This window comes from Anabaena sp. 54 (assembly GCF_017355725.1).
Taxonomy (GTDB): Bacteria; Cyanobacteriota; Cyanobacteriia; order Cyanobacteriales; family Nostocaceae; genus Dolichospermum; species Dolichospermum heterosporum.
Map to the genome: position 1 here is coordinate 17,397 of NZ_JAAVWA010000003.1, position 15,171 is coordinate 32,567.

Here is a 15,171-nt window from a genome sequence, read left to right on the forward strand (position 1 = left end):
CGCTAGTTTGATAGAAATAGGTTAGGCTCAGACAAGGAAACCCAACAATATTAATAACGCACTTATTACAACCCAAAAACCCTGTATCTATTCACATTATCTCACTCAACTATTACTAGGGATGTTTAGGGCGATAGCGAAGCGCTGCTGCAAGCAGTTCGCACCTGAAAAGCTTACCCTGTATCTGTTTACATTATCTCACTCAACCATTACTAGGGATTAGTAGAGCGATCGTACCTGAAAAGCTTACCCTGTATCTATTTACGTTATCTCACTCAAGCATTACTAGGGATTAGTGGAGCGATAGCGAAGCGCTACTGCAAGCAGTTCGCACCTGAAAACCTTACTCTGTATCTGTTTACATTATCTCACTCAAGCATTACTAGGGATTAATGGGGCGATAGCGAAGCGCTGCTGCAAGCAGTTCGCACCTGAAAACCTTACTCTGTATCTGTTTACATTATCTCACTCAACCATTACTAGGGATTACTAGAGCGATCGCACCTGAAAACCTTACCCTGTATCTGTTTACATTATCTCACTCAAGCATTACTAGGGATTGCTGGGGCGATCGCACCTGAAAAGCTTACCCTGTATCTGTTTACGTTATCTCACTCAACCATTACTAGGGATTAATGGGCGATCGCATCTGAAAACCTTACTCTGCATCTGTTTACATTATCTCACTCAAGCATTACTAGGATGTTTAGAGCGATCGCTGTGATCGTGTTGGTGCATTAAGATTTTAACCGCAGATGTACGCAATATCTTATATTTTTAGAGTGTACATTTGCGGTTGAGCGTATGGTAAAGAATTTTACTTTATTTTTCTTTACATTTAGTTTTGTCTTGATCCATTAATTTAAGACTATTATAAGACTATAAAATTTATTGCTGTTAATTTTCATGAAAATACTTTCTCAAATCTTCGATAACAGAATAAAAGCATACAATATTCTGACAGAAATTTCTATTTCTGAATATTTAGAAATAGCTAAAATTATTCTTCAAAATAATCCTTTTCAAAGAAAAAGATTAAGATCATATTCGTCAATATATAACCTACTCAAGAAAGATTTAAAAGTAGGATGTACTATACCTCCCCTAGTTTTAGCACTCGGTAATGAAAATATAGAAATTAATTATGAAGATGATAATGAATCTCTCAATTATATAAATAACCATAAAAATAAATTAATCATTCTTGATGGATTACAAAGAACATACACTTTACTCGATGTAGAAAAAGAGTTAGATTTTGAAAATGATGAAAATAAAAGAAATTTTTATGATCATAAGTTAAGATTTGAAATTTATTTAGGTCTTAACAAAATAGGTATATTGTACAGAATGCTGACACTTAATACGGGTCAATCACCTATGTCGGTGAGGCATCAAATAGAAATACTTTATTCAAATTATCTCGATGAAAATATTCCTGGAGGAATAAGATTACTTAGAGAAGTTGAGGAAGAAACTCCGCATCAAATTGGCGAATACAGATTTAATGATGTAATAGATGGTTTCACTTCTTATATTCTTAGGGATGAGTCTAGTTTGGATAGAAGAGACTTGCTTGAAAGTATAAAAAGTTTAGAAAAGCTTGCTCTAGAAAATCAAGATAATGATCTATTTCAAAATTACCTCATAACATATAATAATTTGGTTAAAAAAATACATGAATTAGCAGGTGATTGGAATTGTAATAATGAAGAAATCATATTATCGGGTAAGCCGTTTGGTTCTAGCGTAGATAAAATATTTTCTAAATCACAAGTAATGACAGGTTTTGGTGCTGCCGTAGGTTTTTTGAAAGATAAAAATCTCATTAATTCATTTGATGATATAAATAGAGGTATTGCAGATATTAAACCTAGCAAAGATGACTACAACTTTCTTGACGAGTTAATTAGAAAATTAGATGAAATCAGTAAAACTGCCAAAAAAATAGGCAACTCTCAAAGAATGTATTTTTATTACTTGTTTAGAGAATTATTTAGCTCTGCAAGTGACTCATTTTTATTAATAGATGAATCAATAGAATCTAGTTATAAAAGATACAAATTAAATGAGTAAAGTTTTTATATGTCTCTCAAAATTATAGATGAAGTTTCAAATACAACATATTTGTTAACAGAAGTTACATCAACTTTTAATGATGATGAATATCATTTTGAGCTTTCTGATTCAAGTGGCACTAAGGTCTATATTGATTATGTTTTAACTCCCTACAATGATTATAAACCTGAAGATTACTCATTGTTCATATTTAAGTCATGGATTTTAAATAGTGAAAATAACATTTTTCAGGCTTATGAAAAAGACATTAATGAGAGAATTGGTTGGATGTTTCCTATTCAATCTCTTGTATCTAATGAACATAAATATGTAGGTAATTCTCATTTTTTAAAATATGCCTATGTTGCATTTCTCAAATTACTAATAAATCGAGAACAGTATGAAACTTTTACTCCATATCTCCAGACTACAGACAGTTATAGATTAACAGAATTTTACGGAGATGATATAATAATATTAGTTTTATCTAATACTCAAATTCAAAAACTTGATAATTTTCATATTGATAATTACCTTACTTCTTTATATTCATATAGTTATTACTACTGTCAACCTATTGATAATTTTAAAGAAATTAATAGTAGAGCTAATTTTCAATCTCCTGGTGATACTAGATTAATACTTCAGAGAAATTCATCCTATTTACAAGGAGAAGTTTATCTACATAGACTTTTCAAAAGTTTGTTAAAAACAGAGGAACATCCTTTGGTTCGGTTTTATCTTCTTTACCAAGTAATTGAACTAATTATAGAGATAATTTTTGAAAAAAGTTTTTCAGATACAATCACTAATTTCCATAACAATACAGATAAAAATATATATGAACTTAAGGAATCAATAGCATCTATTTCTAGTGAAAAAGAAAGAATATCTAAATTAATAGCTACTTTAGAAAAACATTTTGATGGAAATACTAAAACCAATCTACTTCTTTATTGTAATGACTTACTTGTAGCATTTAATAGTGAGAAAAAAGATAGCTTGGCTTTAGCTTTGTACGCTGTTAGAAGTTTAATAGTTCATAAGTTTAGAAAATTGCCAGAGAAGGATTTACCAAAAATCGCAGAAATTAATAAAGAATTTGAAAATATTGTCATTAAAATAATTTTAAATTACGAAGAAATAAGTATTTAGATTTTGTAGGTTTAAATTAGTAAGTACAGTATCTGTTCACATTATCTCACTCAACCATCACCAGGGATTAGTAGAGCGATCGCACCTGAAAACCTTACCCTGTATCTGTTTACGTTATCTCACTCAACCATTACTGGGGATTAGTGGAGCGATCGCAGAAGCATGACAGATACACCTGGAAAGATTCACCTCACCTGAGAATTATCACCCGACCATGAGTTATAATCAAGATTAAAGTCATAACCATAAAATTACTATGACTCTCCAAATCCTAGACAAAACTACCACAATTTCCGAACAGCGATTTCTTCTACCTGGTTATTACACTTGGGAGGAATTTGAAACAATAGAAACCTTAACCGCAGATGCAGCAGGTTTGCGGATAACTTATCTTGATGGGTGCATTGAATTTATGACACTTGGTGAACAACACGAAACTATTAAAAGTGTAATTGCTATATTCTTAGCATTATACTTTTTTGAAAAAGGTATAAACTTTATTCCAGTAGGCAGTGCTACTCGTCGCGCAAAAGAAAAAAGTGCTTCATTTGAACCTGATGAATCTTATTATATCGGAGAAAAAAAAGCAAATCCAGATTTAGCAATTGAGGTTAATATTACCAGTGGCAGTATTGACAAACTAGAAAAATATAAAAGGTTTAATATTACCGAAGTCTGGTTTTGGGAAAATAATCAATTCTCTCTATATCATCTCAAAAATGATAACTATGAGCAAATTAACCAAAGTGAATTATTGCCAGATTTAGATATAGATTTATTGGCAAGTTGTGTTTTAATGCCTTACATTATTGATGCAAGAACAGCATTTATTAAAGGTATTAAGAAGTAGTAGTTTTTAGTTTGGGTTGACACAAGGAAACCCAACAATACCCACCATTAATAACCCTAAATTACAACCCAAAAACCTCACATCATCTCACCGAACTATCACCAGCGATTATTGGGGCGATCCGCAGTTGAAAAACCCTGTATCTGTTCACATTATCTCACTTAACCATTACTAGGGATTAATGGGGCGATAGCGAAGCGCTGCTGCAAGCAGATCATGTAAATAAGAGAAGACAATAGAACCATGACAGATACACCTGGAAATATTCATTTATATTAAATTCACTAAACCCAAACTAATCTGAATTGCTCTATCTACCTGTTCCATTGTGACTGATTCTAGAATACCCAACCGTTTAATTAATCGTTGTTTATCAATAGAACGAATTTGATTAAGAAGTGCAACAGAATCAACCTGTAAACCTCCTTCTGGTACTTTAATTAGCACTTCAGTAGGATACAAAGGTTCTGTAAACTGAGAAGTAATAGCAGCTACAATAGTTATAGGACTATATTGATTAGAAACGTCATTCTGCAAAATTAAAGCTGGGCGTGTTTTTTTGATTTCTGAACCTATAGTTGGATCAAAATTAACCAAGTAGATTTCACCACGCTGGGGATAGATTATTTTTCCCTTACTTAACACGCTTCCTCTTCCAAATTAAACCACTCTTCAACTAATCCTAAATCACGTTCTGCTCTTTTAATAGCTCCTTGTTTTAACTGTTCTTTGATATTAAATTTACTATAACTACCATTCGCATATTCATCACGGACTAATTGAATTTCTTTTTTAGTTTCTTCATCTTCTTGCCAATTTTCCTCCTCATTATCAGCGATCGCTTCATTAAGAAGTTGTGAAATCTTTCGTTTTTCTGATAAACTTAGCGCATTTAAGGAATCAATCAGTAACTCTATCGGAATGAATAGATTTAATCCAGTTTGTGACATGGCTTTTATCATGATGTGATTGTCGTTCTACATTATATCAAACGATGGCGAATTAGTCTATAAAAACCCTGTATCTGTTTACATTATCTCACTCAAGTATTACTAGGGATTAGTAGAGCGATAGCGAACGCGAGTGCGTCCCGGAGGGAACTAGTGCTGCTGCAAGCAGTTCGCACCTGAAAACCTTACCCTGTAATGTTTACGTTATCTCACTCAAGCATTACTAGGGATTAGTGGAGCGATAGCGTTCGCGAGTGCGTCCCGGAGGGAACTAGCGCTGCTGCAAGCAGTTCGCAGTCCGAAAACCTTACCCTGTATCTGTTTACGTTATCTCACTCAAGCGTTACTAGGGATTACTGGGGCGATAGCGTTCGCGAGTGCGTCCCGGAGGGAACTAGCGCTGCTGCAAGCAGTTCGCAGCCCAAAAAGCCTGTATCTGTTCACATTATCTCATCTAATCATCACTAGGGATTACTGGGGCGATTGTGTAAATATTCACCTCATCTGAGAATTATCACCCAAACTAAATCAAATCCTATATTTACAAACTACTAGACTAAAAATATCAAATTAAGCTATACTACTTATAGTATGACTGTGGGTAGGATATGGCTAAAATCTCAATTTCATTGCCAGAGGAACTACTAAATTACATTGACCAAAAAGTTGAAAACCGTAGTGCGTTGATTGAAAATCTCTTGAAACAATGGCAAGAAAAACAACAAGATGAAGCACTAGCCGCAGCTTGTGCTTTGGTTGATGAATTAGAATTAGGTTGGGAAAGTGAATGGCAAAACATAGCGATTACCGAATGGGAAGCATCTGGATAGTAACATTTGATCCATCTGTAGGTACAGAAATTCAAAAAACTCGTCCAGCACTGATAATTTCTGGGACTTTGTTTAACAACCAACGCAGCAAAGTCACTAGAATATTTGGTTTTACGTGCATTTGAACTTGATGGTGCTGATATAGCTTGGCCTTATACTGTGACAATTCAAGGTAAAATAGTAGAACAAATTGATGGAGTAGTATATACAAACAGCCTAGCCTGCCTGATAGAATGTAAAGATACAACTGAAGAGGTTAATATTGGACCCATAGCTAAATTACGAAATCAATTACTACGAAGACCGGCAACAGCGATTGGTAGCGTATTTAGTCGAACTGGATTTACAGAAGCCACAGTAACTTTAACTGGGTTTGTCGCTCCTCAAACTATTCTATTATGGGGAGGAGAAGAAATTGAATATTCACTAGAAAATAAATGTGTATGTGAATTTCTAGTCAAAAAATATCGTGTTTGTGTTCAAAAATGTATCCCCAATTACGACGTTACAACGGAGAGTTTCTAATGACACTAGCATACATTCTTACAGAAAGAGATAGAGATATAGTAATTTTACAGAAATTACTACCAAAAAATTTGATTCAAGACATCAAATTTATAGCTGGTGCAAGTTCTTATAGAGCGCGTTCTTTAGCTAGTTCACTGCTTGCTACTCGAAAAACACCAGTTGCTCTTGTCATAGATGCAGATACAAATAACGAATCTCAAGTATTTGAAAAGCAAGATTTAATTAATTATGTATTAAATCAAGCATCATCTGGTATTCCTTTTCAAGTTTCTCTAGCAGTTCCAGAAATAGAATCCATATTTTTACAGGATAAATCATTAATTGAAAAAATAGCAAAAAGAAAAGATCCATTTAATGATTTAGAATGGCAATTTGCTCAAAGTAACCCTAAAGAATTTTTAGAGGCAATCTTAGGTAAAAAACACTCACTCAATGACACAATACTTAGAAATCTAAATGATGATGAAATTAAGATATTGCAACAACATCCATTAATACAAAAAATCAAGGGTTTCTTGTCATCAGTTATTGAGCCTTCTGTTGCTATTAATTAATCTAACTGGATCTAGAATTTCTATTCATCTAATAACGCACTTATTACAACCCGAAAACTCTGTATCTGTTCACACACATCATCTCACCCAACCATCACCAGCGATCGCAGTCCGAAAACCTTACCCTGTATATGTTTACGTTATCTCACTCAAGCATTACTAGGGATTAGTAGAGCGATAGCGAAGCGCTGCTGCAAGCAGTTCGCACCTGAAAACCTTACTCTGTATCTGTTTACATTATTTCACCCAACTATTACTAGGGATTAGCGAAGCGCTGCTGCAAGCAGTTCGCACCTGAAAACCTTACCCTGTATCTGTTTACATTATCTCACTCAAGCATCACCAAATATCATGTAAATAAGAGAAGACAATAGAACCATCACAGATACACCTGGAAATATTCACCTCACCTGATTTAGATCCCCGACTTCTAAGATTAATTATGGATATGATAGAAAAATCTTGAAAAGAAGTCGGGGATCTTTGGCTACTATAACTACTAAATATAAATACTTATCTTGATTATAATGGCAGAAAATGACAAAAACTGCCATGATATAAAAAAGTAGATTTAGGAAGTCAGATTATGAAAAGTATGAATATTTCCTTACCTGACACTATGCGCGATTATATAGAAGAACAGGTAGCGCAAGGAGGTTACAGCAGCGTTAGTGAATATTTTCGGGAATTAGTGCGACAAGACCAAAAACTCAGAGCCAACGAACGATTACAAACCATGCTTTTAGAAGGATTAAACTCAGGAAATGCAACAGAAATGACTGCACAAGATTGGGAAGATATTCGTCAAGCAGTTCGTGAAAAAACTAACAAACGTCAAAGTGCAATTTAGCCATGATGTATGATGTATTAAATTAAAAAAACACCTCCCAAAAAAATGCTATGAAATTTCAAGTAATATTCACTTATGATTCAGAATATCTAGGTTACGTTGCTGAAGTACCAGAACTTCCTGGTTGTGTCAGTCAAGGTAAAAGCTTAGATGAAGCAATTGAAAATATCAAAGATGCTATCAAAGGCTATCTTCACGTATTAGAAAAACATGGGAAACCCTATGTAACCAAAGAATCTCAATCTTTTGTAGGGGAAGTAGTAGTATAAATGGGACGCTTATCAAATATTTCCGGTAAACAAACAGTCAAAATCTTTGAAAAATTTGGCTATGCTGTAGATCATCAAACCGGAAGTCATATCATACTGTGGCACGAATCAAAACCTATTTTATCAGTTCCCAATCATAAAGAACTAGCACCAGGGTTACTCAGAAGTTTAATTAGACAAGCAGGAATTACCGTAGATGAATTTTTAGGAAATAAGTAATATTTTCAGTGGGTTAACAACAAAATAACCCACTATTAATAACGCACTTATTACAGCCCAAAAACCCTACCCTGTATCTGTTTACATTATCTTACTCAACCATTACTAGGGATTACTGGGGCGATAGCGAACGCGAGTGCGTCCCGGAGGGAACTAGCACTGCTGCAAGCAGATCGTGTAAATATTCACCTCACCTGATAATTATCACCCGAACTAAATCAAATCCTATTTTGTGCTTCTTCTAGTTTAAAATGTAAAGAATAGCTTAATACTCCCTTAACTATCAATCAATAGTAATCAGGGTAGAAATATTAAAATTTGACAACGGGAGTGATTTTGAATAAAGAGGATATCATCTATCAACAAATTATAGCAATTGCCAGTAGTTACGGAATATTTGATTGTATACCCTGTGCTAGAGCAATCAAAGAATTTTTAATCAGACAAAGTATTCATGGTAAGCATATTAAAATAAATACAAATTCTCAAGATCCAATTTATGGCAGAATTTATGATGATAGTATTGGAGAATTGATTGCTACCACTGGTCATCATGAAGGTGTTATAATAGAGATAAATGACGGAGAACTTGTTTTTGACAATATTCACCATCAAGGCATTACCCGATTAAACTGGATACAGAATCTCTATTCACCTATATTAGATGCAGGATTAGAGTTTCAAATCACAGAAACTTACTTTTAACCTAGAAATTTAGTGAGTTAAATATGGATAATCTTTACAAATTGCTGCAAAAGATCAAAAAAAGACCTGCAATGTATTTAGGTAAAAACTCTATTTTTAGCCTCCAAGCATTTTTAGATGGATACTATTTTGCCCGTCGAGAAATTGGTATTCCCTTAACAGCAGAAGAAACAGAATTTCAAACTTTTTTACAATGGATAAGACACAAATTCAATGTAGAAACAGGTCAATTATGGTCAAGTATTCTTCTTTTCCATTCAGCCGATGAAAAAAGCGCAGTAGATAGATTTTTTACTTTGTTTGAAGAATTTTATCAAAATCAGAAAAATCACGAAACAGCAAAAATTGATGAACTAGTTTCATGAAAATAAAAATTAATGCGTAGGTTGGGTTGACACAAGGAAACCCAGCAATACCCATCATTAATAACAGTAAATTATAACCTAAAAACCCTGTATCTGTTCACATTATCTCACCCAACCATTGCCAACTATCATGTAAATAAGAAAAGACAATAGAACCATCACAGATACACCACCGAAACATTTACCTCACCTGATTTACATCTTTACATCCCCGACTTCTAAGATTGATTATTGATATGATAGAAAAATCTTGAAAAGAAGATTCAGCGAAATCACATTATGAAAGTTATCGGACTATATTGATTAGAAACGTCATTCTGCAAAATTAAAGCTGGTCGTGTTTTTTTTGATTTGGGGAACCTATAGTTGGATCAAAATTAACCAAGTAGATTTCACCACGCTGAGGATAGATAATTTTTCCCTTACTTAACACGCTTCTTCTTCCAAATTAAACCACTCTTTAACTAATCCTAAATCACGTTCTGCTCTTTTAATAGCTCCTTGTTTCAACTGTTCTTTGATATTAGCCTGGAAATTCAGTTCCAGGCGGGTCTGCCAGCCAAACAAATAAGCTATCTGTAGCTTAAGTTCACACCAATCAGCATTGCTAAATCCTAAATTAATCAAGTCTTTGAATTTGTTTTAAGACTGAATTGGATTATCTCTAGGATTTACCAATTTCAATAGTTTCTGTTTAATTTGTGCGTCGAAAACTTCCCATTTGATTTTGGCATAAGCTGAATTTTCATTACCACCAGATAAGAAACCCATCGGAATTTCAAAGCCTCCAGCACCCGTCCTCCCACCACCAAAAAATCGCCCAGCACTATCTTGTCCAAAGGCTTCTTTAATAAATTCATCAGGATCTAACGTCAGTTTGGTGGTTCTCAGAGATCCTATCACTACTTCTAATTCGTCATCTTCATCATGAACAATTCCATAAACTACTGCTGTATGCACATTTTCCTCAGTAACGAGAAAATCAGCCGCTTGGGGAATTGCATCCCGGTCATCATAGCGCAAATAACCAACACCAGCTATAGAAAAGTTATTTTGAACGATGCGGTTTTTAAGCGATCGCTCGATCACATCCATTACCCGCTTAGAACGATTTGCTTGCAAAATAGCATTTAGTAACTGAGCATCATAAAACCTGCTCAAATACCCAGCAGCCATAAAATCTTCTTCCTGTGCCTGCATCAACCGATTTGTATCTGAGCGTAACCCGTGCATTAAAGCTGTAGCACATTTAACGTGCTGGCTAATGCTATTATCTAAAGTTAATAATCCTGCTTGTAAGTATTGAGTAAAAATTGTCGCTGTAGCTCGCACATAAGGACGAACATCAACAAATTCTGACTTGAGTTCTCCTTGTAAACTATGATGATCCACCAGCACTATCAGGGGAATTCCAGCTTGTTGGATGGCTGGTAATAATTGAGACGTAGTTCCCTGGTTGTCAATTAACACAAACCCTTGATAGCATGACAAATTTTTATTTTTTAAAGTTTGTATTGTCCAACGTTGAGCAGGTAAATTAGTGAGCTTAACTAAAGCAATATTTTCCTGATGACTTAAAGTTCCCGCGTAAACAATATCACACTTGATATCATACTGTTGGGCAATTAATTGGTAAGACCAAGCACAAGAAAGAGCATCAGGATCAGGAAAATCTTGTAAAATCACCAACTGACGTTCATGACGATGTGCAAGCAGCGTCTTCTGTAACTCCTCTGATTTTTGAGATGCTAGAGAATTGCCACGCTGGACTAAATAGATACCTCCATCACCATTAGAGGATGGTAAGGAAGTCCGGTTTAACGGTGGAAGTTCAATTACCTCTTTCTCTATTTCTAATTCCTCTGGATGGGGATCTGTGGTCAATGATAAACTTTCAAATTGAGAAGGTGGATAATTCACGTACATAAGTAACTAACTGTATTTCTAAGCGGGGAAGATAGGGTTATCCATTCAGATACAATCCAAGTAGTAGTGCGCTGATAAAGCTACATGAAACTTGGCAAAATCTAAGATTAATTCCTTTGGCACTGTGTAAAGCGGTTTATTTCTGTCAATAGCATGAGATGAGGATCTATTGCATCCAACTAAGTAGGTGAACATAATAAAACCAATCTGTGTAAAGAAAAGTAAAATCGCCCAAACCCTCTTCACTCTTGCCTCTTGCATGAGTGCCTCTTGCCTTGCCATAACGACGATTTTCAATGCTAACCTACTTAAAGTGCTACAAAAATGTTGAAAGTCAAGTATGCTGTACCTCTTGTGTTATATACAATTTCATAATTTGTGACTTTGTCTAAACAAATATGCAGATTTTTATGAAAAAATTTGATAATTATCTTGAATATTTATTTGACTTGTGCTACTATTGATGTCCTGTGTCTAAATTGATATCTCAATTTCCTGGTGGCAAATCATCTACTCATAATTGTAACAAATTATCAGTTAAGAACAAAATCTATCTATATATCGTTTTTTTAGAAGATAACGCGCCACCTCTGGAAATTAAGGTAATCGGATACTGCGGTCATGAAAATATCAGCTTAGTGGAAACTTGCCACAAGCTGTAGTAAGTGCTGGACAAAACCAAGTGAAACACCTGCTTGTAGTCACTATCATTGACCCAGTTTGGTCAATCAGATATATCTACAGGTGAATTTTGTCCTGAGTTTTTGTAGTTAATTATGTGGGATGTCAAAGACCTATGACATACTTTTGCCACTCCTGGTGCATTCCACTTTTAAGATGCTTTGTCACCTCAAAGTAGAGACTACTGTAAGGTTGACGGGGTAAATGACGCAAGGGCATTCGCGCCTCTTGCGGTGTACGACAGCCTTTTTTGATATTGCAGCGGACACAAGCCGTGACAATATTTTCCCAAGTGTCTTCACCCCCTCGTGATCTTGGCATGACATGATCGAGAGTTAAGCCGTCTCCTGTGTGACCACAGTATTGACAAGTATGGCTATCACGATGCAAGATATTTCTCCGAGTCAGCGGAATTTCCATATAAGGAACACGGACATAATGACGCAACCGAATTACGGTTGGCATCGGAAAATCCGAGTAAAGGAATTTACCGTTGTATTCTAAGCGTTCAGCCTTGCCTTTAATCAACAACACGGTGGCACGTCGCCAACTGGTGATGTTGAGCGGTTCGTAAGAGGCGTTCAGGACTAAAACCTTCCTCATGAATCTGCGCTCAAGGTATTAGTTTTACATATATTAACACAAATACACCCCGCTGGGGATATGAGAATAATTTATACTTTTGTCCTGAACTAAGAAAGATCCCCGACTTCTTGAAGAAGTCGGGGATCTGAATTTGCCAAAAAAATCGCCATAAAGGAGTATTTAGGGGTTGACATTTGATTTTATATCTGTTATCGTAGACTTGATAAGGAAGAACTATTTTCTAATAATCAAAAGATTTTTGAGTGTGCGGATACACTAATTATTGCTCATACTACTATCTTGTATAAATCGCCGGATCAAAGTTAAACTTCCTGATTAAAGTGATATGGCTTCTAGTACACTGCGGCGTAAATAACCCAACCATTCTAAATCGTTCAAAAGCCTATACTGTCTTCGTTTTGACTTTTAACTTTTGGCTCTTGACGAACGCCCTACGGTACTAGGGGATGTGAGCAGCTTTTCGGTGGTGTGATAGGAGTAAAGTGTAATGTTAAGTCGCAAGCAAACCCCGATTTTTGCCGACAATCAGGAATGTGATGCTTATGCTTGGTTTTCTCAGCGGGCTTGGGTAGAAATTGATTTAGGGGCTTTGTCTCATAACGTCAAGCAGTTGGTCAAGTTTTTATCACCATGTACCCAATTAATGGCAGTTGTCAAAGCTGATGCCTATGGACATGGGGCGGTGACAGTTGCGAGGACTGCTTTGGAGGCGGGTGCTAGTTGGTTAGGTGTGGCAACAGTTCCCGAAGGTATTCAATTACGAGAAGATGGTATTCAAGCCCCAATTCTGATTTTAGGGGCAACCAACACACCAGAACAAATTCAGGCGATCGCCCATTGGCAACTTCAGCCCACACTATGTAGCCCTAAACAAGCTTTAGAATTTTCTAACACCTTAGAAACTATTAACCATAATTCCTCTTTACCCGTACATATTAAGTTGGATACAGGAATGTCTAGATTAGGTACTAATTGGCAACAAGCCGCAGATTTTGTCCAGTTAGTACAGGGATTACCCCATTTAGATATTGCCAGTATCTATTCTCATCTAGCAACTGCCGATAGTCTTGATGCCACAGTGATGAAAGAACAGCATAGAAGATTTGAAGAAGCAACTGCACACATCAAAGCTAAAGGGATAAAAATTCCCAGCTTGCATTTAGCAAATTCCGCCGCTACCTTGACAAATCCAGAACTGCACTATGACATGGTGCGGGTGGGTTTAGCTATTTATGGTCTTTATCCTGCCACTCATTTACAAAATCAAATCAAACTGCAACCGGTTTTACAACTCAAAGCCAGAGTTACCCAAGTTAAAACCATAGCCGCAGGGACTGGAGTTAGTTATGGACATCATTTTATTGCTTCTAAAGAAATGCGTCTGGCTGTAGTTGGTATTGGTTATGCCGACGGAGTTCCCCGTAGTCTTTCTAACCAAATGCAGGTGTTAATCCGTGGGCAGCGCATACCGCAAATTGGCGCAATTACAATGGACCAAATTATGTTAGATGTGAGTTCCATTCCCGATTTGCAAGAAGGGGAAATAGTCACTTTGCTAGGAGAACAGGGAAAAGAGCAAATATCCGCTGATGATTGGGCAAACTGCCTCAATACCATTTCTTGGGAAATTCTCTGTGGTTTCAAACATCGTCTACCTCGTGTAGCTGTGATGTAGATAATTAGGGACATGGGAAAATATCACCAATCCCCCATACCCTAATTTAAAATTTTGACTCTTTTGCCTATTGCCATAAATAATTTGTTGTGCTAACATAAGTTATTAATGCGGATATGGCGAAATTGGCAGACGCGCTAGATTTAGGTTCTAGTTCCGAAAGGAGTGAAGGTTCAAGTCCTTTTATCCGCACTTTTAAACAGATAGTTCAGTTAATGGTGATTTTGTGCAGCGATTAATTATATGTCGTCATTGACAAACTGTGATTCCTTTCTGGGGCGATCACGAAGCACTGCTGCAAGCAGTTCGCATTTATGAACAATTTAGGGATAATATCAGTAATTTTAGCTACTAACCCATCATTTAATCTTTCATCTTCAGCCTAGCGAAAAACGGGAGTTTGTGGTTAAAGCATTATCATCTCACCCTCGTAATTTGGCTAAGGTATTGTTAATGATATATTTTAGGTTAGGTTTTGAAAACTTGTGCCTATTATACAGCAATTTGTAGTAAACAATGCAAGATTCATTTTCTAATTCAGCAGGTAGGCATCTACAGGATGCCCAAATTCTTTTGGGAGAGCAACGATGGGACAATGCCGTTTACCTAGCAGGTTATGTTGTGGAATGTTGTTTCAAGGTACTTGTTGAGCAAAACTTTAAGCATGATCAAGATGCGGCAAAAAAATATAACCATAACCTCGCTGAACTTGATGGAAGGTTAATGGAACGCTTACGGGTTATCTACCCCGTTTTGGATAAACAACTACCGGCTTCACGAATAGTTGGTACTGTTCTCGCTAAAGATCATCCAATGAGGAGATATTTCAAATCTGGACATTGGACTGAAGCTGACGCAACAACTGCTGTTCAACGTGCGGAAGAAATTTACCGAGAAATAATCTCCAAATTAGTGTTAGACGGCTCAATTCTCAGCAAAGATATTTAAGA

General features: G+C 35.9%; 20 protein-coding genes and 1 tRNA gene. 16 read left to right on the forward strand and 5 right to left on the reverse strand.

Annotated elements, in window-relative coordinates:
- The first annotated feature begins 559 nt into the window (after nucleotides 1-559).
- From HEQ36_RS04585 to HEQ36_RS04600, 4 genes are all read left to right on the forward strand, one after another.
- Nucleotides 560-724 carry a hypothetical protein gene (locus tag HEQ36_RS04585; protein WP_168634783.1) on the forward strand — a complete coding sequence of 55 codons (165 nt, stop codon included), beginning with the start codon at nucleotides 560-562 and terminating at the stop codon, nucleotides 722-724.
- 182 nt (nucleotides 725-906) lie between these two features.
- Nucleotides 907-2,076 (forward strand): hypothetical protein, encoded by a 1,170-nt coding sequence (locus tag HEQ36_RS04590; RefSeq protein ID WP_053538676.1) that lies wholly within the window; start codon nucleotides 907-909, stop codon nucleotides 2,074-2,076.
- Between the two features lie 9 nt (nucleotides 2,077-2,085).
- Nucleotides 2,086-3,213 carry a hypothetical protein gene (locus tag HEQ36_RS04595; protein ID WP_053538675.1) on the forward strand — a complete coding sequence of 376 codons (1,128 nt, stop codon included), beginning with the start codon at nucleotides 2,086-2,088 and terminating at the stop codon, nucleotides 3,211-3,213.
- 256 nt (nucleotides 3,214-3,469) lie between these two features.
- Nucleotides 3,470-4,063, forward strand: coding sequence for a Uma2 family endonuclease (locus HEQ36_RS04600; RefSeq protein ID WP_053538674.1), 594 nt, complete (start codon nucleotides 3,470-3,472; stop codon nucleotides 4,061-4,063).
- 270 nt (nucleotides 4,064-4,333) lie between these two features.
- Here the strand turns inward: HEQ36_RS04600 and HEQ36_RS04605 are convergent, their stop codons facing one another.
- Nucleotides 4,334-4,708, reverse strand: coding sequence for a type II toxin-antitoxin system PemK/MazF family toxin (locus HEQ36_RS04605; protein ID WP_053538673.1), 375 nt, complete (start codon nucleotides 4,706-4,708; stop codon nucleotides 4,334-4,336).
- Entirely contained in the window at nucleotides 4,702-5,013 is a 312-nt protein-coding gene (locus tag HEQ36_RS04610; protein ID WP_053541228.1) for a hypothetical protein, read from the reverse strand. The genes HEQ36_RS04605 and HEQ36_RS04610 overlap by 7 nt, the downstream gene beginning before the upstream one ends.
- A gap of 608 nt (nucleotides 5,014-5,621) precedes the next feature.
- Here HEQ36_RS04610 and HEQ36_RS04615 point away from each other — a divergent pair.
- The 9 genes from HEQ36_RS04615 (at nucleotide 5,622) to HEQ36_RS04655 (ending at nucleotide 9,333) form a co-directional block, all read left to right on the forward strand.
- Nucleotides 5,622-5,843, forward strand: a complete 222-nt coding sequence (locus tag HEQ36_RS04615) for a ribbon-helix-helix domain-containing protein (protein WP_053538672.1) — start codon at nucleotides 5,622-5,624, stop codon at nucleotides 5,841-5,843.
- Nucleotides 5,825-5,968: a type II toxin-antitoxin system PemK/MazF family toxin gene (locus tag HEQ36_RS04620; RefSeq protein WP_233455360.1), complete on the forward strand. Its 144-nt coding sequence runs from the start codon at nucleotides 5,825-5,827 to the stop codon at nucleotides 5,966-5,968. The genes HEQ36_RS04615 and HEQ36_RS04620 overlap by 19 nt, the downstream gene beginning before the upstream one ends.
- Nucleotides 5,949-6,368 carry a hypothetical protein gene (locus HEQ36_RS04625; protein ID WP_233455361.1) on the forward strand — a complete coding sequence of 140 codons (420 nt, stop codon included), beginning with the start codon at nucleotides 5,949-5,951 and terminating at the stop codon, nucleotides 6,366-6,368. Before HEQ36_RS04620 ends, HEQ36_RS04625 begins: the two co-directional genes overlap by 20 nt.
- Complete coding sequence (locus tag HEQ36_RS04630; protein ID WP_053538671.1) at nucleotides 6,368-6,925, forward strand: hypothetical protein; 558 nt, start codon at nucleotides 6,368-6,370, stop codon at nucleotides 6,923-6,925. The genes HEQ36_RS04625 and HEQ36_RS04630 overlap by 1 nt, the downstream gene beginning before the upstream one ends.
- A 586-nt stretch (nucleotides 6,926-7,511) precedes the next feature.
- Nucleotides 7,512-7,775 (forward strand): type II toxin-antitoxin system ParD family antitoxin, encoded by a 264-nt coding sequence (locus HEQ36_RS04635; protein ID WP_053538670.1) that lies wholly within the window; start codon nucleotides 7,512-7,514, stop codon nucleotides 7,773-7,775.
- A gap of 50 nt (nucleotides 7,776-7,825) precedes the next feature.
- Complete coding sequence (locus tag HEQ36_RS04640) at nucleotides 7,826-8,044, forward strand: type II toxin-antitoxin system HicB family antitoxin (RefSeq protein ID WP_053538669.1); 219 nt, start codon at nucleotides 7,826-7,828, stop codon at nucleotides 8,042-8,044.
- On the forward strand, nucleotides 8,045-8,263 hold the full coding sequence (locus HEQ36_RS04645) for a type II toxin-antitoxin system HicA family toxin (protein WP_053538668.1): 219 nt from the start codon (nucleotides 8,045-8,047) through the stop codon (nucleotides 8,261-8,263).
- Between the two features lie 318 nt (nucleotides 8,264-8,581).
- A complete protein-coding gene (locus HEQ36_RS04650; RefSeq protein ID WP_081424179.1) occupies nucleotides 8,582-8,968 on the forward strand; it encodes a papain fold toxin domain-containing protein in 387 nt (128 codons plus the stop codon).
- A 23-nt stretch (nucleotides 8,969-8,991) separates the two neighbouring features.
- Nucleotides 8,992-9,333 (forward strand): hypothetical protein, encoded by a 342-nt coding sequence (locus tag HEQ36_RS04655; protein WP_053538666.1) that lies wholly within the window; start codon nucleotides 8,992-8,994, stop codon nucleotides 9,331-9,333.
- Between the two features lie 426 nt (nucleotides 9,334-9,759).
- Here the strand turns inward: HEQ36_RS04655 and HEQ36_RS04660 are convergent, their stop codons facing one another.
- From HEQ36_RS04660 to HEQ36_RS04670, 3 genes are all read right to left on the reverse strand, one after another.
- A complete protein-coding gene (locus HEQ36_RS04660) occupies nucleotides 9,760-9,960 on the reverse strand; it encodes a hypothetical protein (protein ID WP_168634701.1) in 201 nt (66 codons plus the stop codon).
- A gap of 15 nt (nucleotides 9,961-9,975) precedes the next feature.
- Nucleotides 9,976-11,259, reverse strand: a complete 1,284-nt coding sequence (locus HEQ36_RS04665; protein WP_053538665.1) for a bifunctional oligoribonuclease/PAP phosphatase NrnA — start codon at nucleotides 11,257-11,259, stop codon at nucleotides 9,976-9,978.
- A 786-nt stretch (nucleotides 11,260-12,045) separates the two neighbouring features.
- Entirely contained in the window at nucleotides 12,046-12,543 is a 498-nt protein-coding gene (locus HEQ36_RS04670) for an HNH endonuclease (RefSeq protein WP_039203468.1), read from the reverse strand.
- A gap of 490 nt (nucleotides 12,544-13,033) precedes the next feature.
- Between HEQ36_RS04670 and alr the strand changes: the two genes are divergently transcribed.
- From alr to HEQ36_RS04685, 3 genes are all read left to right on the forward strand, one after another.
- Nucleotides 13,034-14,221, forward strand: coding sequence for an alanine racemase (alr, locus tag HEQ36_RS04675; protein WP_168634784.1), 1,188 nt, complete (start codon nucleotides 13,034-13,036; stop codon nucleotides 14,219-14,221).
- A gap of 110 nt (nucleotides 14,222-14,331) precedes the next feature.
- Nucleotides 14,332-14,413, forward strand: a tRNA-Leu gene (locus HEQ36_RS04680).
- A gap of 324 nt (nucleotides 14,414-14,737) precedes the next feature.
- Entirely contained in the window at nucleotides 14,738-15,169 is a 432-nt protein-coding gene (locus HEQ36_RS04685) for a HEPN domain-containing protein (RefSeq protein WP_168634785.1), read from the forward strand.
- Nucleotides 15,170-15,171: the final 2 nt, after the last annotated feature.

What these genes read in the sequence shown, in the direction of transcription:
- HEQ36_RS04655 (WP_053538666.1), top strand. Translation starts at nt 8,992, where the DNA reads ATGGATAATCTTTACAAATTGCTGCAAAAGATCAAAAAAAGACCTGCA.
- alr (WP_168634784.1), top strand. Translation starts at nt 13,034, where the DNA reads ATGTTAAGTCGCAAGCAAACCCCGATTTTTGCCGACAATCAGGAATGT.
- HEQ36_RS04590 (WP_053538676.1), top strand. Translation starts at nt 907, where the DNA reads ATGAAAATACTTTCTCAAATCTTCGATAACAGAATAAAAGCATACAAT.
- HEQ36_RS04670 (WP_039203468.1), bottom strand. Translation starts at nt 12,543, where the DNA reads ATGAGGAAGGTTTTAGTCCTGAACGCCTCTTACGAACCGCTCAACATC.
- HEQ36_RS04630 (WP_053538671.1), top strand. Translation starts at nt 6,368, where the DNA reads ATGACACTAGCATACATTCTTACAGAAAGAGATAGAGATATAGTAATT.
- HEQ36_RS04640 (WP_053538669.1), top strand. Translation starts at nt 7,826, where the DNA reads ATGAAATTTCAAGTAATATTCACTTATGATTCAGAATATCTAGGTTAC.
- HEQ36_RS04615 (WP_053538672.1), top strand. Translation starts at nt 5,622, where the DNA reads ATGGCTAAAATCTCAATTTCATTGCCAGAGGAACTACTAAATTACATT.
- HEQ36_RS04595 (WP_053538675.1), top strand. Translation starts at nt 2,086, where the DNA reads ATGTCTCTCAAAATTATAGATGAAGTTTCAAATACAACATATTTGTTA.
- HEQ36_RS04645 (WP_053538668.1), top strand. Translation starts at nt 8,045, where the DNA reads ATGGGACGCTTATCAAATATTTCCGGTAAACAAACAGTCAAAATCTTT.
- HEQ36_RS04635 (WP_053538670.1), top strand. Translation starts at nt 7,512, where the DNA reads ATGAAAAGTATGAATATTTCCTTACCTGACACTATGCGCGATTATATA.
- HEQ36_RS04665 (WP_053538665.1), bottom strand. Translation starts at nt 11,259, where the DNA reads ATGTACGTGAATTATCCACCTTCTCAATTTGAAAGTTTATCATTGACC.
- HEQ36_RS04610 (WP_053541228.1), bottom strand. Translation starts at nt 5,013, where the DNA reads ATGTCACAAACTGGATTAAATCTATTCATTCCGATAGAGTTACTGATT.
- HEQ36_RS04685 (WP_168634785.1), top strand. Translation starts at nt 14,738, where the DNA reads ATGCAAGATTCATTTTCTAATTCAGCAGGTAGGCATCTACAGGATGCC.
- HEQ36_RS04620 (WP_233455360.1), top strand. Translation starts at nt 5,825, where the DNA reads ATGGGAAGCATCTGGATAGTAACATTTGATCCATCTGTAGGTACAGAA.
- HEQ36_RS04600 (WP_053538674.1), top strand. Translation starts at nt 3,470, where the DNA reads ATGACTCTCCAAATCCTAGACAAAACTACCACAATTTCCGAACAGCGA.